We start from the raw sequence: 21,051 nt of genomic DNA, 5'->3' as shown, positions 1-21,051 counted from the left end.
GCGTGCTGTGGACACGGCGGCGCGCACGGGAGAGACGGCACAGACCCTGGACCGGGGCCTGCGGCTGCTGCACCTGGTCGCGGACGCGCCGGGCGGGCTCACAGTCACCGAGGCGGCGCACCGGCTGGGCATCGGCCGGGCGGCCGTCTACCGGCTGGTCGGCGCGCTGACCGGCCACGGCATGCTCCGGCGTGACGGCGAGGGCCGCCTGCGCATCGGCGTGGGCGTGCTGCACCTGGCCCGCCGCGCCCAGCCGCTGCTGGCCGAGGGTGCGCTGCCCGCGCTGCGCCGGCTCGCCGAGGGCACCGGGGCGACCGCCCACCTCACGGTGGTCGAGGGCGGCGAGGGGGTCGCGCTCGCGGTGGTCGAGCCGAGCTGGACGTCGTTCCACGTGGCGTACCGGACCGGCACCCGGCACCCGCTGGAACGGGGCGCCGCCGGCCGGGCGGTACTGGCCGGGCGGGCCGGCGATCCGGGGCCGGTGAGTACCAGCGGCGAGCTTCAATCAGGCGCATACGGGGTGGCGGCGCCGGTGATCGGTGTGCCCGGGCTGGAGGGGAGCGTCGGGGTGGTGTCGCTGACCCCGCTCGACGTGGCGGACGTCGGCGCCCAGGTCACCGCCGCCGCCGAGGCGGTCGCCGCCGCGCTCTCCTGACCCCGCATGCCCCCACGCCCTCACGCCCTCACGCCCTCGCGCCAGCTCGGGGAAGTGGCTGCATCAACGCGGCCCGGACACCGCCACCTCCCCGAGGTGAAGTCGATCAAGCCAGCTCAAGGCACCGGCGGCCACACGGCCCAGCCCACCCCGCAACCCTCACACCACAGACCCTCACGCCAGCTCGGCGACGTGGCTGCATCAACGCGGCCCGGACACCGCCACCTCCCCGATGTGGAGTGGATCATGCGCTGATCGAGGGCCATAGCACACGGACAGGGGCGGTCGGGGGTTGTCCACAGGGCGCGGCGGGTGGCACGGCTGTGGCTGTCCACAGGGGTACCGATCTCGACCCGTGCGCCGCCACGCTCGTCACATGCCACCTCATCCTCATCGACCACCGGAGTTGGCCTGGCAGGTCTTCCGGGGCTCGGAAGCGATCCGGCGCGGGCTGCTGTCCCGGCACCATCTCCGGGGCGCGTCCTGGATCCGGCTCCGGCAGGACGTCTACGCCGACGCGCGGCTCGACCGCGACCACGCGCTGGCCTGCCGCGCGGCGCTGCTACGCATGCCACCCGGTGCGGCGATCGCCGGCCCTTCGGCGGCCTACCTGCACGGGGTCGAGCACGCCGCCGACTTCACCGACGACGTGCACGTCCTGCTGCCGGCCACGGTCCGGGCCGACTCTCAGCCGGGTGTCCGGGTGCACCACGCCCCGATGTCGAGCACCCGCAGCGGCCTCCTGGTCCCCGCCGGCGCCGCAGCCGCGCGAACGAGCCCACCCGCCGGCACGAACCCATACGCAGGCACGAGGTCGCCCACCGACACGAGCCCACCCGCAAGCACGAGGTCGCCCGTCGCGGCGTCGTCCGCGGCGGACCGCCCACCGGGCACACCGGGCCGGACCAGATCGCCGAATCCGGCCGACTCCCGCAGGGCGCCCGGACCGCACGGCCCGGCCACCCCGCCGGCTTCAACCGCCGCATTGAACCCGTTCGCGGGGTCGTACCCCGGCGCGGCGATGATCCTGGCCGGGCCGCCGCCCCGCACCGAGCCGGCCGCCTGTGCCTGGGAGACAGCGGTCTGGGCCGATCCCGTCAAGGCGGTCGGCATCATCGACGGGCTGCTGCGTACCGGTTCGGTGAACCGGTCGGCGCTGGCGAGCGAGGCGGCCCGGAACGCCTGCCGCCCCGGTGGGCGGCGAGCCGCGTGGGTGTTCGGCCTGACCGACGGGCTGGCCCAGTCCCCGCCCGAGTCCCACCTGCGGGTCCGCCTCGTCCTCGCCGGCCTGCCCCGCCCGGTGGCCCAGTATCCGGTGCGTGTGCCGACCGGCCTGATCCTGCACCCCGACCTGGCCTGGCCGGAGTTCCGGGTCGCCGTCGAGTACGACGGTCAGTGGCACTCCGACGCGGACCGGATGCACCTCGACCGGCGGCGGCTCAACCAGCTCGTCGCGGCCGGCTGGCTCGTGTTGCACGTGACCGGCCGCCGTCTGCGTAAGGAGTTCCCCGCCCTGGTGCGGGAGATCCGCGCCGCACTGGTGGCCCGGGGGTGGCGGCCGTGACACCCGCCGGAACGCCGAGGTGGCGGCGTCCGGGAACTCCGGACACCGCCACCTCGGGGAAACTGTCGTTACGGTCGTACGTTCGGCTTGACCGGGGTCTTCACCGCGGCGTAGGCGTCGACGATGCCGTAGCCGTAGAAGCCGTTGAAGTTCAGCGAGCCCGCGCAGTACGCGTCGAACTCGGCGTCCCGGCCCTCGTTGGTGTAGCTCTGCAGCCGCGGCTCCGGGCAGGCGTGCTCGGCCGCCGTCCGGTAGAGGTGCTGCTCGACCAGGTTCGGCGCCATGCCGTAGCCGTTGCGGCCCTGCTTCTTGCCGTGCTTGCTCACGATCAGCGCCGCCACGCCCGAGACGTGCGGGGACGCCATCGAGGTGCCCTGGAGGTAGGTGTAGTAGCCACACTCACCCTTGGCGGTGCACTGCTTGAACACCGAGTTCTCGAAGCCGGCGACGATGTCGCCGTTCTCGTCGACCGACCCCTCCTCCTGGAGCACCTTCTTCGGGTACGTGGAGAGGATCATGTTGGCGTCGGTGCGGTACGTGTCGGTGCCGAAGCCGTCCCGGAACCAGCCACCCGGCGCCGCCACCGAGATCTGCTCGGTGCCGTAGTTCGAGTAGTCCGACTTCTTGCCGGACGGGCCGACCGCCGACACGCCGATCACGTGCGGGCCCTCGACCGGCAGGTCCCAGCAGGTCGCGTTGTCGATCGGGCGCGGGTACGGGTCGGCGCCGTAGTCCGGGCTGCTCACGTCGGTGCGCGGCGCGCCCAGGTCCTCGTGGTTGTTGCCGAGCGAGCCGACGAGCGTGACGCCCTTGTGGTGCGCGAAGTTCAGCGCCCGCTTCATCGCCTCGATGACGGTCCGCTGCTCGGCCTGCGCCTCCGGCGAGTCCGCCGGGTTGGCGGTGCAGTTGTAGAGCCACGGGTCGACGTAGAAGGACATGTTGACCACGTCCAGCCCGGAGCGGCCCGCGTGCACCAGGGAGTTCACCACGGGGTTGAGGAAGAAGTAGCCGCTGTCCTGGCCACCCTTCAGCTCGACCAGGGAGACGTTCGGGGCCACGCCGGAGAGGCCGAAGCCGTTCGCGGCGGCGCCGATGGTGCCGGCCACGTGCGTGCCGTGCCCGCCGTCGTCGGTGCCGACCGGGTCGAGGCAGCTCGCCACCTCGCACGGGCCGTCGACCTCGGGGATGTCCGGGGCGAAGTTGCGCGACAGCGCCCAGTTGAAGTTCGGCGCGAGGTCGGGCTGGCTGGCGTCGACGCCGGTGTCCAGGATGCCGACGGTGACCCGGCGGTCGCCCGGCTCGATCTTGCGGGCCTTGTCGGCCCGGATCATGTCCAGACCCCAGAGCTTGTCGTCGAGCGGGTCCATCTTCTTGCCGTTGTTCCTGGCGGCCTTGCCCTTGGTCGCCGCGGCGGCCAGCAGGTGCTCCTGCTCGACCCGGTCCAGCTTCGGCTTGCGGCCGATCGCCTTCTCCTCGGCGGCGCCGACCAGCGCGCCGGCCGCGGTGGCCCGGCTGGCGAAGTCCGCCCGGTCGCTGGTGACCTGGAACAGGCCGACGTCGTCGGTGCGGGCGACGACCTTGCCACCGGCGGCGGCGATCGCGGCGATCGCGGCGTCGGTGGAGACGCCGCTCTCGGCCAGCACGGTGAAGGTCCGGGTGTCCGACGGCGCGGCGTTCGCCGGGATGCTCAGACCGGTCACCGTGAGTGCCAGCGAGGCCGCAGCCGCGACCGCGCCGACGGTGAAGCGCTTGCTCACCACATCAGATCCTCTCGTTGAGGGACGTGGTGTCATCCCACATCACGGGAGCGGGTTCCGCCAGATCGACGTCCGTTATCGGCGGCAACTAGGCATTCGCGTTCGCCACGGTGGTGAGCACCGTGGACAGTCCGGCGAGCGTGGACACTTCGGCGTCCGGTTCGAGGCCCCGCGGGCGGGGCAGTCCGGCCCGGTTGAGCCAGACGGCACGCAGTCCGGCCCGCTGGGCGGCGGCCACGTCGTGCTCCGGCGAGTCGCCCACGTGGACGATGCGCGCGGCGGGCAGCCCGGACGCCGCCACCACCGCCGTGAAGAACTCCGGCGCCGGTTTCTTGGGCACGCCGCCCTCGTGCGCGTACACCTCGAAGGCGAACTGTTCGGCGCGGCTGTTGCCGTTCGTGGCGAAGCCCAGCATGTGGTGCGGGCGCAGCGCCGCCAGCGCGGGCAGCACGTCCGGGAAGGGGCGGCTCAGCGCGTACCGGCGGGCGAAGAACAACGCCGCGAACTCGTCCAGGTCCGCCTCCAGCCCGGCCCGGGCCAGCGAACGGGCCAGGGCGGCCCGCCGGATCTCCTGCACCGGGGCGGCGCTGAGCGCGCCGAAGACCGCACCCCAGTCCCCCTCCAGGTCCGCGAGCGCCACGGCGGCCGCCGCCGGGGTCCGCCGCCGCATCTCGTCGAGTACGGCGACGAGCGCGCCGGTGACCGCCGGGCGCAGGTCGACGAGTGTCTCGTCGGCGTCGAAGACGACGGCGCCGCGCGGGCCGCTCATCGCTCGCCGGTCAGCACCGGCTCGGCCGGCGCAGTCGCCGAGGTCGACGGTGTGCCCCGCAGTTCGTCCGCCCGGACCAGTGCGACGCCGCCCAGGATGAGCGCCCCGCCGGCCAACTGGATCAGGCTGGGCAGTTCGTCGAGCACCAGCCAGGCGATCAGCACCGCGAACATCACCTCGGTCAGCCCCACGAAGGAGGACAGCCGTGCCCCGAGCAGCCGGGTGCCGGCGACACCGGCGAGGTACGCGACCACGGCGGCGATCAGCGACAGCCCGGCGATCGGCACCAGCCAGCTCACCCGGTGCCCGCCGAAGGTGACGTCGGCGGTGCCGGCCGCGAGCGGCAGCGCTCCGATGCCGCCGAGCAGGAGCAGCGCCACCGCGCCGACGGCCATGCCACCGCTGGCCATCACCACCGAGGGCAGGCCCGCGTCGATCCGCCCGGCGATGACGAAGTATCCGGCCAGCCCGACGCCCGCGCCGAGGCCCCAGAGCACGCCCACCGGGTCGAGTCGTCCGGCGCCGGTGAGGTCGAGGACGAGCCCCAGCCCGCACAGGGCGGTGACCGAACCGGCCACCGTGAGCAGCCGGGGGCGCTGACCGTGGACCAGCCACATCCATCCGACCACGAGCACGATGCCGAGGTATTCCAGCAGGAGCGCCACGCCGACCGGGAGGTAGCGGACCGCGTTGAAGAAGCAGGCCTGCGCAGTGGCCACGCCGAGCAGCCCGAACAGCACCACGCTTCCCGCGTTGCGGCGCAGCACTGTCCACCTGCCGCGCAGCGCCAGCACGGCGGGGACGGCGAGCACCAGCGCGGCGATGCCGACCCGGGCGATCACCACGGCGACCGCCGACCACTCGCCGGTGATCAGCGGGCGGGCGAAGGTGCCCGAGGTGGCGAACGTGATCGCGGAGAGCAGTGCCAGGCCGAGCCCGACGCTTGACCGTTCACGCATCGGCATCTCCTGGTCATGAGTCAAGGGAGGTTATGCTGATGACGCTAGGCGTAGCCTCCGACAGGAGTCAAGTTGCTTTTCGCCCATGACACCGAATGCGCGCTGGTCAGCGTCGCCGCACTGGTGAACACCGCCGGCGACGATCGGGAAGGGCTGCCCGACGTGGCCGCCCTGGACGCCTTCTTCACCGCTCACGGGTGGAGCGGCCGGCACGAGCACACCGACGCCGAACTGCGCCAGGTCCGCGCGCTGCGGCCCCGGCTGCGCCGCATCTGGTACGCCGACACCGACGAGGTGGTGACGATCGTCAACACGCTGCTGCGCGAGTCGCACGCGCTGCCGCAGCTCGTCCGGCACGACGACGAGCCGTACCATCTGCACGCCGTGCCGCGGGACGCGCCGCTGGCGACCCGGATGGCGGTCGAGGCCGCGATGGCGATGGCCGACCTGGTCCGGATGGGCGAGCTGAGCCGGCTGCGGCACTGCGACCACCCGGACTGCGACAACGTGCTCGTCGACCTGTCCCGGAACCGGTCCCGCCGGTTCTGCGACGCCGGGTGCGGCAACCGGGCCGCGGTGAGCGCCTACCGGGCCCGCAGGGCCGCCGCGTCCCACTCCTGACGCGTCGCGGGCCAGGCGTCGCGGCGCAGCTCGTACTCCACCTCGCCGTGCTCCGTACCCGGGATCGGGTCGTCGAAGGCCAGGTGGAAGGTGCGGACGTAGCGCAACCCGGCGCGGGCCATGACCGCGCGGGAGCGGTCGTTGACGGCCATCGTCTGGGCCCACACCCGGCGGACGCCGACCGTGTCGAACGCGTGCCGCACCAGCGCCCGCGCGCCCTCGGTGGCCAGCCCGTGTCCCCACGTCGCGCGGCGCAGCCGGTAGCCCAGTTCCGCCTCGCCGCCGTCGTCGGACGGGTCGAGCGAGTGCCAGCCGAGGAACTCGCCGGTGAACCGGTCGAGCGTCGCCCAGCGGCCGAGCCCGGGATGCCGGGCGTACTGCGCGAGCACCCGGGGCAGCACCTCGTCCCGGTACGTCCCGGCCGGGGTCGGCGCGCCGCCGGTCAGGAAGCGCATGACCTCCGGATCGGCGTCCAGCGCCACCAGCCGATCCACGTCGTCCATCGTGAACCGGCGCAGCGTCAGCCGCGCGGTCTCCAGCAACACGCCGCCGTCGTCACGCACGGTCGGATCATGCCGCGCCCACTGTGACGGGTCGAGGCAATTACCGGCGCCGGCTCAGGGGTGGGTCATCCGGAGCAGGTCCAGGGCCTCGTCCAGCTGGGTCTCGGTGAGCTTGCCCGAGTCGACGTGCCCCCGGGCGATCACCACCTCGCGGATGGACACCTGCTTGGCCAGCGCCTCCTTGGCGATCGAGGCGGCCTCGTCGTACCCGAGGTGGCGGTTGAGCGGGGTGACGATCGACGGTGAGCCCTCCGCGTACGCCAGGCAGACCTCGGCGTCAGCGACCAGGCCGGCCACCAGCCGCTCGGCGAACAGGCGGCTGGACGCGGCGATCAGCTTGATCGACTCCAGCAGGTTGCGGCCCATCACCGGGAGCATCACGTTCAGCTCGAAGTCGCCCTGCGACCCGGCGAAGGCCACCGCGGCGTCGTTGCCGATCACCTGGGCGCAGACCTGCCGCATCGCCTCGGCCACCACCGGGTTCACCTTGCCCGGCATGATCGACGACCCCGGCTGGAGGTCGGGGATGCGCAGCTCACGCAGCCCGGCGCGAGGGCCGGAGCCCATCCAGCGCACGTCGTTGGCGATCTTGTAGAGACCGACCGCGATGGTACGGAGCTGGCCGGACGTCTCCACCAGCGCGTCCCGGGCGCCCTGCGCCTCGAAGTGGTTGCGCGCCTCGGTCAGCGGCAGCCCGGTCGACTCCCGCAGCTTGCCGATCACCCGGTCGGCGAAGCCCAGCGGCGTGTTGATGCCGGTGCCCACAGCGGTGCCGCCCAGCGGCAGCTCGGCCAGCCGGGGCAGCGCCGACTCCAGCCGCTCGACGCCGTAGCGCACCTGCGCGGCATACCCGCCGAACTCCTGCCCGAGCGTGACCGGCGTGGCGTCCATGAGGTGGGTACGCCCGGCCTTGACCACCGTCTCGAACTCGGCCGCCTTCTCCTCCAGCGCGCCCGCGAGCTGCTTCAGCGACGGGATCAGATCCTCCACCACGAACTGGGTGGCGGCCAGGTGGATCGAGGTGGGGAAGACGTCGTTGCTGGACTGCGACGCGTTGACGTGGTCGTTCGGGTGCACGTCACGGCCCAGCTCGCGGCTCGCCAGGGTGGCGATCACCTCGTTGGTGTTCATGTTGGACGACGTGCCGGAACCGGTCTGGAACACGTCCACCGGGAACTGGTCGTCGTAGCCGCCCTCGGCCACATGCGCGGCGGCGGTGGCGATCGCCTGCGCCACGTCCGCGTCGATCACCCCCAGCTCACCGTTCACCAGGGCCGCCGCCCCCTTGATCTGCGCCAGGGCCTTGATCTGGGCCGGTTCCAGCCCGCGCCCCGAGATCGGGAAGTTCTGCACCGCGCGCTGGGTCTGCGCCCGCCACAGCGCCTCGGCGGGCACCTCCACCTCGCCCATCGAGTCGCGTTCGATCCGGTAGCCGGTCGCCTCTGGAGTCGTCACGCGTTCCATCCTGCCGCGCCACCGGTCGGTGTGCAGGGAAAGTGGCGCGGCCCTCAGCCCAGCTCGGCGAGCAGCCTCTCGGTCTCCCGCCGGTCCGGCGACTCGACCTGGCAGAACAGCGCCAGCGCCCGCCCGGCGTACCGGCGGGCCTGGTCGGGGTCGGTGTGACGCAGGCAGCGGGCCATGCCGTCGAGCGCGCAGGCCTGCTCGTGACGGGCGCTGAGCCGAGTGGCGTCGGTGAGCACCCGGCGGTGCAGGTCCAGCGCGCTGGCGACGTCCCCCTGGTCCAGCATCGCCCGGGCCAGCAGGTTCCGGGACGCACACTGCCCGCCCAGATCCCCGGCGTCGTTCATCGCCATCAAGGCCTCCCGATGCAGCGCGGCGGCCTGCTCCGGCCGGCCCTCCTCGCGCTCCATCATGCCCAGCTCGTTGAGCAGCTCGCCCTCGCCGTAGCGGTTGCCGATCTTGCGCTTCAACGTCAGACCGGTACGCAGGAGCCGCCGGGCCGGTCCACGCTCGCCGCGCCGGTGCCGGACCATGCCCAGGTGGCCGACGGCGTTGCCGAGCTGACGCGGGTCGCCGACCTGCCGGGCGAGCGCCAGATGGTGGCGGCACTTCCGCAGGGCCTCGTCGTACCGCCCGGACCACATCAGGCAGAGCGAGAGGTTGTTCAGCATGTTGGTCAGCGCGAACGGATCGTCCAGCCGGCGGGCGAGCGCGGCCGACGCGTCGTACATCTCGATGGCCTGCCTGTGGTGCCCGTCCACCGCGTAGGCCGTGCCGAGGTTGTCGAGCGCCTTCCGCAGCTCGACCGGCCGGTCGAGCCGCCGGTAGATGCCGACCACCACCTCCATCCGCCGGATCACCTCGGCGAAGCGCGCCCGGCGGTAGTCGGCCGACGCGAGATAGTTGTGCATCGTCGCCACGGCCTCGTCGTCGCCCAGACGCTCGGCGGCCCGCAGGCCGATCTGGTGCGTCTCGATCAGGTCGTCGAGGTGACCGCCGTAGAAGTTGACGGTCCAGCCCACCCGGGCCAGCTGCCAGCTCTGCCGGAGGAAACCCTCGGCCTCCGCCAACCGGACCAACGCGGTCAGCGTCGGCCGGTTCTCCTCCAGCCACGGCCGGCCGAGAACGACGGTGGCCGCCACCAGGTCGGGCCGTGCCGGCTCCGATCGGGCGAAAATGCCGTGCGGAGCGGTCTGCTCCAGAGTCAGCGCGATGGCGGCGGCGACGTGCAGGTGATGATCGAGCAGCCGGGCGATCGCCGCCCGCCGCTCGTCGCCGGTCTCGCGCTCCGCCCCGAGCGTGTGGGCGTACTCCCGGATGAGGTCGTGCAACCGGTACCGGCCGGGTTCCACCTCCTCGACGAGGTGCGCGTCGACCAGTTCGTCGAGTGCGTCCTGCGCCTCCGACAGCGGCAGCTCCGCGAGCACGGCCGCCACCCGGTTGTCGATGCGGCTGCCCGGGTGGAGTCCGAGCAGCCGGAACACCCGCTGCACCACCGGCGGCACCTGCTCGTACGACAGCGCGAAGGCACGCGCGACCGAGCGCTCCCCGACGGTCAGCTCCGCCAGGGGATCGGCCGCCCCGGCCAGGCGTTCGGCCAGGTCGGCCATCCGCCACCGCGGCCGGTGCGCGAGCCGCGCCCCGGCCAGCCGCAGCGCGAGCGGAAGGTGTCCGCAACGGCGCGCCACCTCCGCCGCCGCCTCCGGCTCGGCGTCGACCCGTTCCGCGCCGGCCACCCGGGCCAGCAGCTCGACCGCCTCGTCGGCATCGAGTACCGGCAGGGAGGTGGGCCGCCCCGCGTCCACGCCGACCAGCCTGCGGCGGCTGGTGATCAGCACGGTGCAGTCCCGCCCGTTGGGCAGCAGCGGCACGACCTGCGCGGCGTCCGCGGCGTTGTCGAGCACCACCACGGCCCGCCGGTCGGCCAGTTCGGAACGCCACATCGCCAGCCGGCCCGCCAGGTCGGCCGGAACCCGCTCGGCCGGCACACCGAGCTGCTGGAGCAGGATGGCCGCCGCAGCGGCAGTGCTCAGCGGGCTGCGGTCGCTGTGCCCGTGCAGGTCGACGAAGAGCTGCGCGTCGGGGAACCGGTCGACGAGCGCGCTCGCCACCTGAACGGCCAGTGTGGTCTTGCCGCTGCCGGCCATACCGTCCAGGAGCTGGACCCGGCTTTCCTCCTCGGCGACCTCCTTGACCAGCCGGGCCACGGTCTGCTGGCGCCCGGTGAAGTCGCTGATCGCCCGGGGCAGCGCCCGGACCGGCGCGGTGACCCGGCTTTCCGGCACGCCCAGCACCAGGTCGCCGCCGAGCACCCGCTGGTGCAACTCCTGCAACGCCGCGCCGGGCTCGATGCCCAGCTCCTCGGCGTAGATCCGGCGGCCCTCCCGGTAGACGGCGAGCGCGTCCGCCTGCCGGCCGACCGCCGAGAGAGCCAGCATCAGCTGCCCTCGCAGCCGTTCCCGCAGCGGGTTGTGCTCGACCGCCTCGGTCAGCTCATCGACCAGTTCGGTCCCCCGGCGCAGCCGCAACTCGACGTCGACGCAGTCCTCCAGCACGGCGAGCCGCTGCTCGTCGAGCGCCTGGGCCCGCAGTCGCACCAGCCGGGCCGGGATACCGGCGAGCGCCGGACCGCGCCACAGCGCCAGCGCCGCCCGGTAGTGACGGCGGGCCTCGGCAAACCGGCCGACGGCGGCCTCGGCGCGGGCCGTCTCCACGGCGCGGGCGAACATGTCGGCGTCGAGGTCGTCCGGCTCGATCCGGATGCCGTAGCCCGCCGGGTCGGTGACGATGGTCCCGGCCGGCAGCCCGAGCGCCGCGAACCGCTGCCGCAGTCGCGACACACAGATCTGGAGCTGGGTCCGCGCGGTCGCCGGGGGACGCTCCTCCCAGACGGCGTCGACCAGATCCTCCACCGGCACTACCCGGCCGGGGCGCAGCAACAGCATGGCGAGCACGGTGCGATCCCGGCCCGCGGTGACGGTGGCTTCGCCGCCGCCGACCCGCAAGGGCCCCAAGATCCCGAATCGCATCCGCGCCCCCGCCTGCCGCCATGCAACTTCCAGCAGCGTAGCCCGGCGGTCACCGAGCGGCGCGGCGAGGCGATAGCGATCCGATAGCGACGGCGCACAGACTCGTCACCGGTTGTCGGTGACGACATCCGACGGGGGCGGTGCGCCTGTCCGGCCACCCTGCCGGGCAGGCGCACCGATGTCGATGCATGACGAACACGCCGAGGGGCGCCCGGACCATCCCGGGCGCCCCTCGTGTACGTCTGCCGTCAGCGCCGGCCGACGGTGAGGACCGGCTTGGTGACCTCGGCGAAGAAGTCGTTGCCCTTGTCGTCGACGACGATGAAGGCGGGGAAGTCCTCCACCTCGATCTTCCAGACCGCTTCCATGCCCAGCTCGGCGTACTCGAGCACCTCGACGTGCTTGATGCAGTCCTGCGCCAGGCGGGCGGCCGGGCCGCCGATCGAGCCGAGGTAGAAGCCGCCGTGGGCCTGGCAGGAGCGGGTGACCTGGGCGGACCGGTTGCCCTTCGCGAGCATCACCATCGAGCCGCCGGCCGCCTGGAACTTCTCCACGTACGCGTCCATCCGGCCCGCCGTGGTGGGACCGAACGAGCCGGAGGCGTAGCCCTCGGGGGTCTTCGCCGGGCCGGCGTAGTAGACCGCGTGGTCGCGGAGGTATTGCGGCATCGGCTCGCCCGCGTCCAGCCGCTCGGCGATCTTCGCGTGCGCGATGTCCCGGGCCACGACGAGCGGGCCGGTCAGGGACAGCCGGGTCTTCACCGGGTACTTCGACAGCTCGGCCCGGATCTCGTCCATCGGCCGGTTCAGGTCGACGCGGACGACCTCCTCGGTCTCCAGCGTCTCGTCGGTGACGTCGGGCAGGTAGCGCGCCGGGTCGGTTTCGAGGCGCTCCAGCCAGACGCCCGACGGGGTGATCTTCGCCACCGCCTGCCGGTCGGCCGAGCAGGAGACCGCGATCGCCACCGGGCAGGAGGCACCGTGCCGGGGCAGCCGGACCACCCGTACGTCGTGGCAGAAGTAGCGCCCGCCGAACTGAGCGCCGATGCCGAAGTTGCGGGTCAGCTCCAGCACCTCGGCCTCCAGCTCCAGGTCACGGAAGCCGTGCGCGCTCATCGAGCCCTCGGTGGGCAGCGCGTCGAGGTACTTCGCGGAGGCGTACTTCGCGGTCTTCAGCGCGTACTCGGCGGAGGTGCCGCCGATGACGATCGCCAGGTGGTAGGGCGGGCAGGCCGCGGTGCCGATGAGCCGCAGCTTCTCCTCCAGGAACTGCATCATCCGCGTGGGGTTCAGCAGCGCCTTGGTCTCCTGGTAGAGGTAGGACTTGTTGGCCGAGCCGCCACCCTTGGCCATGAAGAGGAACTTGTACGCGTCGGCGTGGCCGTCCGGGTCCTCGGCGTACAGCTCCACCTGGGCGGGCAGGTTGCTGCCGGTGTTCCGCTCGTCCCACATGGTCAGCGGGGCGAGCTGCGAGTAGCGCAGGTTGAGCCGGGTGTACGCCTGGTAGACGCCGCGCGAGATCGCCTCCGCGTCGGTGCCGTCGGTGAGCACGTGCCGGCCGCGCTTGCCCATCACGATCGCGGTGCCGGTGTCCTGGCACATCGGCAACACGCCGCCGGCCGCGATGTTGGCGTTGCGCAGCAGGTCGAGCGCGACGAAGCGGTCGTTCGGCGAGGCCGCCGGATCGTCGATGATCGCGCGGAGCTGAGCCAGGTGGGCCGGGCGCAGGAAGTGGGCGATGTCGTGCATCGCCTCGGCCGTCAGCGCGGTCAGCGCGCCCGGATCCACTGTGAGGAACCGGCGGCCCCCGGGGCCGTTGACGACGTCCACGCCCTCGTCGGTGACCAGGCGGTATTCGGTCTGGTCGGGACCGGTCGGCAGCAGGGGTGCGTACGAGAAGGCGGCGGCACTGCTCATGACCGAAAAGCCTAGGGCAGAGCTGTCGATCGGTGGCACCCGCAGGTCGGTCCTGGGACGACGCTCTCACCCGCTGTCACTTGCCGTCGGCGCAGAGTTCCCGTTTCGGTCCGCAACTTCCCTGGTCGCCGGGTGGGCGCCAGCTGCCTCCGGGGTCCGGCGCCACCGGCGCGCCGTCCTGGCCCGGCCCCGGCGCCTCGGACGTGCCGGCGCCCCAGCGGACGTACCCGATCTCCCGCCCCTCGCCGATGATCATGCCGTTCGGGCCGACCGCCAGCGCGTTCGCCGAGGTACGCAGCTCGACCAGCACCCGGCCCTCCCGCGGCTCGACCGCGATCAGCCGCGACGGCTTCTCCTCGCTGATCACCGCCGCGTACGGGGTGAGCGCCGCACCGCTCTTGCCGCCCGCCGGCCGGGTCCAGCGGGTCCGATCGGCCGACAGTTCCCGCCCGAGCAGCGAGCCCTTGTCGGCGCTGCGCACCACGGCGTACCGGTCGTCCACGGCGAGCAGCTTCTCGCCGTCCGCGCCGACCTGGAGCAGCCGGCCGTCGTACCCGTCGAGCACCGCCTCACGCCCGTCCGGGGCGACCCCGATGATCACGTTGCGCCCGCCCTGCGGATCCTCCCGCTGCACGCAGCCGGCGTAGTCGGCGGTGCGCAGGTTGATCCCGGTACGCCGCCACACCTGCTGACCGGTGGCCGGGTCCACGGCGGTCACGGCGTAGTAGCAGCTCCCGTCGCGGGAGGTGGCCGCGATCCGCAGCAGCCGGCCGCCGACCACCGCGAGCCGCTCCTCGCGGCCGGGCTGGACGTTCTGGAGCACCCGGCCGGTGGCGGTGTCCACCACGTGCACCCGCCCGTCGACCGGGAAGCCGAGCAGCGGCGGGACGGACTCCGGCCCGGCCACCCCACCGTCGATCCGGGTGGCGCCGAGCCGCCGGGTGCCCAGTAGTTCCGGGTTGTCGGCGAGCACGCCGCTGTGCACGCCGGGCAGGAACGCGCTCCACAGCGGAGCGGTGCCGCGCGGCTCCCAGGCGCGCAGCGTGCAGTCGGTGGCCTGCACGCAGTACGCGTCCAGCAGCAGGTTCCGGTAGGTCCAGACGGCGATCGCGCGGTCGTCGCGGCGGCGGGTCACGCCGCTGACCGGGTCGAGCACCTCGTACCCCTTGTCGAGCAGCCGGCCCACGGCGACGACCGACTCCCGGCCGCTGCCCGCGACCGCCGACCAGTCGGCCTTGCGCTCCCACAACTGGCCGCCGTCGGCGAGGTTGCGCGCCTCGATGCGGGTGCGCTGCTCGACGATCACTGTGTCGCCGGCGATGGTGACGCTGCGCGGCGTACCGCCGACGCGCTGCTGCCAGACCACGTCCGGCTCGGAGATCGGCTTGCTGCGGTCGACCCAGTCCCACAGCGCCGGGAACGGGTTCCAGACGCCTGTCGCGGCGAGTACGACCACGGTGACGAGCCCGAGCAGCAACCAGCCGCGTACCCCTAGGCCCTTCACACCGCACACGGTAGCGACGATCACCGGTCCCCCGGGCCGCGTGCGGTGCGTGTCGCGGCGCTTCTTGGGCGGTCCGGGGTGTTAATAAGGGGCCCTTCCACCTCCGAAGGCGTTAACAGGGGGCCCTTCCTTACCCGCGGGCGGCGGAGCGGACCAGCGGCAACGTCCGGTACGGGATCTGCTCGGCCAGCGCGATGATGGTGGATGCGCGCCGGATGCCCTCCGAGGCGACGATCTGGTCGATGACCCGCTGGAGGTCGGTGTTCGACCGGGCGACGATCCGGCAGAGCAGGTCGCTGGAGCCGGTGATGGTGTGCGCCTCCAGCACCTCGGGGATCGCGGCGAGGTGCGCGGTGACCTGGTCGTGGCCGTGCCGCTGACTGATCTCCAGGGTGACGAAGCTGGTCACCCCGAAGCCGATCGCGGCGGGGGTGATGTCCGGCCCGAACCCGGTCACCACGCCCCGGCCGACGAGCTTGTCGAGCCGGGCCTGGACCGTGCCGCGGGCCACGCCGAGGCGGCGGGAGCACTCCAGCACGCCGATCCGAGGCTCCTCCGCGAGCAGTTCGATCAAGCGAGCGTCCAGCTCGTCGAGCTGTACATCCTGACCAGTGTTCATGGTGTCCGACCGTACCGAATGCACAACCTGACCAGGTATTACGTCAACTGTTGCCCAACTCACTGCGGTCCGTAGATCCTCGCCGGAAGAGCACATCCACGGCGGCCCACGAGGCCGGCCGGTACGCGAGGGAGGCCACCATGACCCAGGCGATCGACCGACCCCAGTCGACCGAGGAGGTCGACGTCGACGCTCTCGTCGGCGCAGTCGACCACGACATCACCCGCGACCCGTTCCCGGTCAAGGGCATGGACCACGTCCACTTCCTGGTGGGCAACGCCAAGCAGGCCGCGCACTACTACTCCACCGCGTTCGGCATGACGTGCGTGGCGTACCGGGGGCCGGAGCAGGGCTACCGCGACCACGCGCAGTACGTGCTGACCAGCGGTTCGGCCCGCTTCGTGCTGACCGGCGCGGTCCGCCCGGACGCCGACGGCGCCGAGCACGTGGCGAAGCACAGCGACGGCGTCTCCGACATCGCGCTGGAGGTGCCGGACGTGGACGCCGCGTACGCGCACGCCGTGGCGCAGGGCGCGACCGGCCTGGTCGAGCCGCACGACGTCAGCGACGAGCACGGCACCGTCCGGATGGCGTCCATCGCCGCGTACGGCGACACCCGGCACAGCCTGGTCGACAGGTCCCGCTACACCGGCCCGTTCCTGCCCGGCTTCGTCGCTCGCGGCCCGATCGTGGACCGGCAGCCGATGATCGACGCCGGCCTCCAGCCGAAGCGGTTCTTCCAGGCGGTCGACCACGTGGTCGGCAACGTGGAGCTGGGCCGGATGGACGAGTGGGTCGAGTTCTACAAGCGCGTCATGGGCTTCTCGAACATGGCGGAGTTCATCGGCGACGACATCGCCACCGACTACTCGGCGCTGATGAGCAAGGTCGTCGCCAACGGCACCCGCAAGGTGAAGTTCCCGCTCAACGAGCCGGCCGTGGCCCGCAAGAAGTCGCAGATCGACGAGTACCTGGAGTTCTACCAGGGCCCCGGCGCCCAGCACATCGCCGTGGCCACCAACGACATCCTGGCCAGCGTGGACGCCATGCGCGCCGCGGGTGTCGAGTTCCTGGACACCCCGGACTCGTACTACGAGGACCCGGAGCTGCGCGCCCGCATCGGCAACGTCCGGGTGCCGATCGAGGAGCTTCAGTCCCGCAAGATCCTGGTCGACCGGGACGAGGACGGCTACCTGCTCCAGATCTTCACCAAGCCGGTGCAGGACCGCCCCACCGTCTTCTTCGAGCTGATCGAGCGGCACGGCTCGCTCGGCTTCGGCAAGGGCAACTTCAAGGCCCTGTTCGAGGCGATCGAGCGCGAGCAGGAGAAGCGCGGGAACCTGTAACACTGTCCGCGTGACCCAGCCTCCTCCGAACCCGACGCCGCCGCCCGCCGGACATCCAGCCGCGGGCGGCGGCTTCGCGCCGCCCGGCGGACCGGCGGTGCCCGCGCAGCACGTTCCCCCGGGGTACGCCGGCCCGCCCGGCTACCCGCCGCCCGGTTATCCCCCACCCGGGTACGCCCCGGCGCCCGTCCCGCCCCCGGTGGCGCCGAACGGGCAGCCGCTGGCGGGCTTCGGCGACCGGTTGCTCGCCTACCTGATCGACACCGCCGTCGCCATGGCGGTGACGATGGCGCTGTTCGTGCCGGTGTTCTTCCTCGTCTTCTTCCGGATGATCGACGAGATCGAGCAGGCCGGCCCGAACGGTCCCGACGCGGTCGAGGTCTGGACGAGCGTGTTCCTGCCGCTGCTCGCCGCCGAGCTCGGGGTCCTGCTGCTGATGCTCGCCTTCTACTGGGTCTACCACGTCGAGTACGCCCGCCGGACCGGGCAGACGCTCGGCAAGAAGGTGATGAAGCTGCGGATCGTGCCGGTGCAGCCGGACGCCGCGCTGACCCGGGGCATGCTCGGCAAGCGCTGGGCCGTCGAGTTCGCCGGCGGGATGTTCGTGCCGTTCCTCAGCTACCTCGACGGTTTCTGGCAACTGTGGGACAAGCCCTGGCAGCAGTGCCTCCACGACAAGTTCGCCGGTACGGTCGTCGTTAAGGTTGGCCCGTGAGCGCGAGGAGTGAGCCGGGTCTGCGAGCCCCGCAGTCGGGAACTAGGACGGCATCGTGAGTTTGGAACCCGGCTGGTACGTCGACCCCGCCGACACGGAGACCCGCAGGTGGTGGGACGGCGAGGGCTGGATCGGCGCGCCGATCCCGGTCGACGTCACCCCGCCCGACGGCCCGCCGCCCCCCGAACCGGAGCCCGCGCCGGCCACCCCGACGCCGGCCACCGAACAGCAGGCCGCCGGTCCCGGCGGCCGCCCCGACGCGGCTTCGACGTCCGGCGCGCCCGGCCGGCCGGGCCCGTGGCCGGGACAGCCGGGTCAACCGGGTCAGCCCGGCCAGGCCGGCCCGTGGCCGGGGCAGCCGGGTCAACCGAACCCGTGGCCGGGTCAGCCGGGTCAGGCCGGGCAGCCGGGCCAGGCCGGGCCGGGCATGCAGGGACCGCCGCCGGGCTGGCCGTACCCGCACTGGCCGGGCGCACAGCCGATCCCCCGCCCACACGGACTGCCGCTGGCGTCGTACGGCGCCCGGCTGGTCGCGCGCCTGATCGACTTCGGCGTGGTGTTCCTGCTCAACGCCGTTGTCAACGGCTGGTTCGTCTGGCGCTACGTCGAGGCCGTCTCCCCGTACCTGCGTGAATCGGTGCGCCGGGCGCTCAACGGCGACACGTCCACCGAAGGGCTGCCCCAGATCGACGACCAGGCCGGCGGCCTCCAGATCGCCATTCTCGTGATCGCCACCGCGCTCTGGTACGCGTACGAGGTGCCGTCGATGGCGGCGCGCGGTCAGACCTTCGGCAAGCGGCTGATGGGCATTCGCGCGCTGCCGGTCGAGGCGGACCAGCCGCTCGGCTTCGGCCGGGCCACCCGGCGCTGGAGCACGCTCGGCCTGCCGACGCTGCTCTGGTACTGCTGCGGGCTGGGTCTGCTGCTCCAGCTCATCGACGCGATCTCGCCCCTGTTCGACCACCCGCTGCGCCAGGCCCTGCACGACAAGCGGGCGCAGACGGTGGTGGTCCAGCTCCCCCGCAAACGTGACACCGGTACCGCCCCGCCCGAGAGCGCCGACACCCCGGGAGACACCCCATGACCGAGACCGGACGCCACCAGCCTGCGCCGCGGCTCACCCGCGCCGACCTGGACGCGCTGCCCAACTACGTGCCCGGCCGGAGCCCCGCCGACCTGGCCCGGGAGCTGGGCCTGGCCGAGGCGATCAAGCTGGCCAGCAACGAGGTGCCGTACGGCCCGCTGCCGGGTGTGGTGGAGGCGGTCGCCGAGGCGGTCGCCGGTTCGCACCGCTACCCGGACATGGGCGTGGTGGCGCTGCGCCAGGCGCTCGCCGAGCGGTACGGCGTGGACGCCGACCGGATCGCCACCGGCTGCGGTTCGGTGGCGCTGGCCGAGCACCTGGTCCGCGCCACCTGCCTGCCCGGTGACGAGCTGCTCTACTCGTGGCGCTCCTTCGAGGCGTACCCGATCATCGCGGCGACCAGCGGCGCGACAAGCGTGCGGGTGCCGAACGACGCCGGCCACGGCCACGACCTGGACGCGATGGCGGCGGCGGTGACCGACCGGACCCGGATGGTCCTGGTCTGCAACCCGAACAACCCCACCGGTACGGCGGTGCGCCGGGCCGAGCTGGACCGGTTCCTCGACGCGATGCCGGACGACGTGCTCGTGGTGATCGACGAGGCGTACCGGGAGTTCGTCACCGACCCCGAGGTGCCGGACGGCCTGACCTACCTGGACCGGCCGAACGTGGCGGTGCTGCGCACGCTGTCCAAGGCGTGGGGCCTGGCCGGTCTGCGGATCGGCTGGCTGGTCGCGGCGCCGGAGGTGGCCGCCGCAGTGCGCAAGGTGGTCACCCCGTTCTCCACCAGCATGGCCGCCCAGGCCGGCGCGCTGGCCGCGCTCGCGCAGGCCGACGAGGTGGAGCGGCGCTGCGCGCTGGTCGTGGCCGAGCGGGACCGGGTCACCGAGGCGCTGCGCAAGTTCGTCCCGGACGTGCCGGACAGCCAGGCCAACTTCGTCTGGCTGCCGCTGGGCGACCGGGCGGTGGAGTTCGGCCGGGCGTGCGAGGCGCGTGGCGTGATCGTGCGCCCGTTCCCGGGCGACGGCGTCCGGGTCACCATCGGCACCCCGGCCGAGAACGATGCGTTCCTGGCCGCCGCCGAGGCCGCTCTGGCCTGACCGGACGCGCCCGGCGCCGGTCCGTCAACCCCCTACGGACCGGCGCCGGGCGTCTTCGTCCGACCGATCAGACAAGAGCACTATAGGTGCTTTTGTCCGTTTTTAGGCTTGACTCGCCAGATCAGGTCACTGCCAGCAACACCGGCTCGGCCATCAGGAAGTAGCCCTGGTCGTCGTCCTCCGGAGCGGCCTGCTCCCGCAGCCGCTCCACAGCGACGTAGCCGTCCACCGCGTACGCCCGGCCCGGCCGCCAGCCGATCCCGTCACGGCCCAGGTCGAGCACGAAACCCGACCGGGTCGTACCGGTGAGCGGGTCGACGGTGACCAGTTCCCGCCGGTCGGTCAGCAGGTGCACCCGCCCCGGCTCGGTCGCGAGCACCCGGGCCGGATGGATGTCCGCCCGGCGCCACAGCTCCTCGCCGGTACGCGCCGAGCGCCCGACCACCACCGGGCCGGACGTGTCCACCGCCCGCTCACCGTCGAGCACCGTGTCCGGGTGGTCCAGGCCCGGCGCGGCGGCCGGCTCACCCGGGTCGGTCACCAGCCAGCCCCGGCTGCCCGCGCCGTCCGGCCCGGCGGTACGCAGCCCGCGGCAACCGGAGTGCCCGTCGCGGCAGCCCACCGGCGTGACGACGAGCTGTTCCGGCGCGTCCGGCGGCCGCCAGCGGGTCCGCACCGCACCGGTCGCCGCGTCCCGCAGCTCGACCGCGGCCGGGCCGTCGCAGCTGTCCACGCCGACCAGCTCACCGCTGGCGGTCGTGCCCACGTCGGACCGGCAACCCCTGCTCACGTCCGCGCGCCAGAGCCGGCGGCCGTCGGTGAGGTCGTACCCGCCGATGCCGCCCGGACCGGTCGCGAGCAGCACGGCCCGCCCCTCGGACGTGCGCGCCACGTGCAGTCCGGCCGGATCCCAGACCGTGGCGGCGAAGGTGCGTCGCGGCTCCGGCACCGACCCCGGCTGCGGGCCGTCGGCCCGCCAGGCCACCCGTCCGGTACGCGCGTCGAGCGCCACCAGCTTCCCGTCGGACCAGCGGCTGACCACCGTAGTGCCCTCGGCGAGCACTCCGACCAGCGTCGCCGGCCAGCGGCGGAAGGACCAGAACGGGGTGACCCGGTGCCGTCCGGTGACCGGCTGGTCCGCGTACACCTGACGGGTGCCCGCGTAGACGCGGAGCCGGCCGTCCACGACGAGGGGCGCCACCGGCAGCCGCGCGAGCACCCCGGCGGTCGGCGCGGGCGCCGCCGGGTAGGGCTTCCGGGCCGGGGTGTCGACCTCGGCGGGCGCCAGCACCCGGACGACCACGGCGACCGACGCCGCGACGGCGAGCACCGCCACCAGCGCCACCACGGCCCGCCGCCTCGCGGCCTTCGCCATCCGTCACCTCCGCC

Annotated in this window: 17 protein-coding genes; 7 read left to right on the top strand and 10 right to left on the bottom strand. The window is 73.1% G+C overall.

Annotation, left to right across the window (positions count from 1 at the left end; translation table 11 throughout):
* Positions 1 to 7: 7 nt before the first annotated feature.
* The gene (locus FHX31_RS32120) at positions 8 to 655 is read left to right on the top strand and encodes an IclR family transcriptional regulator (RefSeq protein WP_013475046.1); all 648 of its coding nucleotides are present in this window, start codon (positions 8 to 10) and stop codon (positions 653 to 655) included.
* Positions 656 to 1,031: 376 nt separating this feature from the next.
* The gene (locus FHX31_RS32115) at positions 1,032 to 2,219 is read left to right on the top strand and encodes a hypothetical protein (protein ID WP_176739760.1); all 1,188 of its coding nucleotides are present in this window, start codon (positions 1,032 to 1,034) and stop codon (positions 2,217 to 2,219) included.
* 68 nt (positions 2,220 to 2,287) lie between these two features.
* Here FHX31_RS32115 and FHX31_RS32110 read toward each other — a convergent pair whose 3' ends face one another.
* From FHX31_RS32110 to FHX31_RS32100, 3 genes are all read right to left on the bottom strand, one after another.
* Complete coding sequence (locus FHX31_RS32110) at positions 2,288 to 3,976, bottom strand: S8 family serine peptidase (RefSeq protein ID WP_030272055.1); 1,689 nt, start codon at positions 3,974 to 3,976, stop codon at positions 2,288 to 2,290.
* A gap of 88 nt (positions 3,977 to 4,064) precedes the next feature.
* Positions 4,065 to 4,745, bottom strand: coding sequence for an HAD family hydrolase (locus FHX31_RS32105; protein WP_184977699.1), 681 nt, complete (start codon positions 4,743 to 4,745; stop codon positions 4,065 to 4,067).
* Positions 4,742 to 5,704, bottom strand: coding sequence for an EamA family transporter (locus FHX31_RS32100; RefSeq protein WP_091332117.1), 963 nt, complete (start codon positions 5,702 to 5,704; stop codon positions 4,742 to 4,744). Before FHX31_RS32100 ends, FHX31_RS32105 begins: the two co-directional genes overlap by 4 nt.
* A 72-nt stretch (positions 5,705 to 5,776) precedes the next feature.
* Here FHX31_RS32100 and FHX31_RS32095 point away from each other — a divergent pair, with 72 nt between their 5' ends.
* Entirely contained in the window at positions 5,777 to 6,325 is a 549-nt protein-coding gene (locus tag FHX31_RS32095) for a CGNR zinc finger domain-containing protein (RefSeq protein ID WP_013288914.1), read from the top strand.
* On the opposite strand, the gene FHX31_RS32090 is transcribed toward FHX31_RS32095, so the two are convergent.
* From FHX31_RS32090 to FHX31_RS32065, 6 genes are all read right to left on the bottom strand, one after another.
* Positions 6,289 to 6,888, bottom strand: coding sequence for a GNAT family N-acetyltransferase (locus FHX31_RS32090; protein ID WP_091330665.1), 600 nt, complete (start codon positions 6,886 to 6,888; stop codon positions 6,289 to 6,291). The genes FHX31_RS32095 and FHX31_RS32090 overlap by 37 nt on opposite strands.
* Before the next feature lie 54 nt (positions 6,889 to 6,942).
* Positions 6,943 to 8,343 (bottom strand): class II fumarate hydratase, encoded by a 1,401-nt coding sequence (locus FHX31_RS32085; RefSeq protein WP_047891146.1) that lies wholly within the window; start codon positions 8,341 to 8,343, stop codon positions 6,943 to 6,945.
* Between the two features lie 53 nt (positions 8,344 to 8,396).
* A complete protein-coding gene (locus FHX31_RS32080; protein ID WP_184977697.1) occupies positions 8,397 to 11,378 on the bottom strand; it encodes an AfsR/SARP family transcriptional regulator in 2,982 nt (993 codons plus the stop codon).
* A 248-nt stretch (positions 11,379 to 11,626) separates the two neighbouring features.
* Entirely contained in the window at positions 11,627 to 13,294 is a 1,668-nt protein-coding gene (locus tag FHX31_RS32075; RefSeq protein ID WP_013288918.1) for a fumarate hydratase, read from the bottom strand.
* Between the two features lie 76 nt (positions 13,295 to 13,370).
* Positions 13,371 to 14,807, bottom strand: a complete 1,437-nt coding sequence (locus FHX31_RS32070; RefSeq protein WP_082171225.1) for an outer membrane protein assembly factor BamB family protein — start codon at positions 14,805 to 14,807, stop codon at positions 13,371 to 13,373.
* A 121-nt stretch (positions 14,808 to 14,928) separates the two neighbouring features.
* The gene (locus FHX31_RS32065) at positions 14,929 to 15,417 is read right to left on the bottom strand and encodes an Lrp/AsnC family transcriptional regulator (protein ID WP_013288920.1); all 489 of its coding nucleotides are present in this window, start codon (positions 15,415 to 15,417) and stop codon (positions 14,929 to 14,931) included.
* Positions 15,418 to 15,557: 140 nt separating this feature from the next.
* On the opposite strand from FHX31_RS32065, the gene hppD reads away from it, so the two are divergent.
* Genes hppD through hisC form a run of 4 tightly spaced genes read left to right on the top strand, consistent with a single transcriptional unit; the run spans position 15,558 to position 19,662 of the window.
* Positions 15,558 to 16,763 (top strand): 4-hydroxyphenylpyruvate dioxygenase, encoded by a 1,206-nt coding sequence (hppD, locus tag FHX31_RS32060; RefSeq protein ID WP_013288921.1) that lies wholly within the window; start codon positions 15,558 to 15,560, stop codon positions 16,761 to 16,763.
* 10 nt (positions 16,764 to 16,773) lie between these two features.
* Positions 16,774 to 17,478, top strand: coding sequence for an RDD family protein (locus FHX31_RS32055; RefSeq protein ID WP_184977696.1), 705 nt, complete (start codon positions 16,774 to 16,776; stop codon positions 17,476 to 17,478).
* Positions 17,479 to 17,533: 55 nt separating this feature from the next.
* Positions 17,534 to 18,562: an RDD family protein gene (locus tag FHX31_RS32050; RefSeq protein ID WP_184977695.1), complete on the top strand. Its 1,029-nt coding sequence runs from the start codon at positions 17,534 to 17,536 to the stop codon at positions 18,560 to 18,562.
* Positions 18,559 to 19,662 carry a histidinol-phosphate transaminase gene (hisC, locus tag FHX31_RS32045; protein ID WP_013475036.1) on the top strand — a complete coding sequence of 368 codons (1,104 nt, stop codon included), beginning with the start codon at positions 18,559 to 18,561 and terminating at the stop codon, positions 19,660 to 19,662. Before FHX31_RS32050 ends, hisC begins: the two co-directional genes overlap by 4 nt.
* 121 nt (positions 19,663 to 19,783) lie before the next feature.
* Here hisC and FHX31_RS32040 read toward each other — a convergent pair whose 3' ends face one another.
* Positions 19,784 to 21,037, bottom strand: coding sequence for an outer membrane protein assembly factor BamB family protein (locus tag FHX31_RS32040; protein WP_184977694.1), 1,254 nt, complete (start codon positions 21,035 to 21,037; stop codon positions 19,784 to 19,786).
* Between the last annotated feature and the right edge of the window lie 14 nt (positions 21,038 to 21,051).

The sequence above is a fragment of the Micromonospora sp. CNZ286 genome, assembly GCF_014207755.1.
Note: the sequence above shows the minus strand (reverse complement) of the source record. Positions and strands in the feature narration are given on the sequence as shown.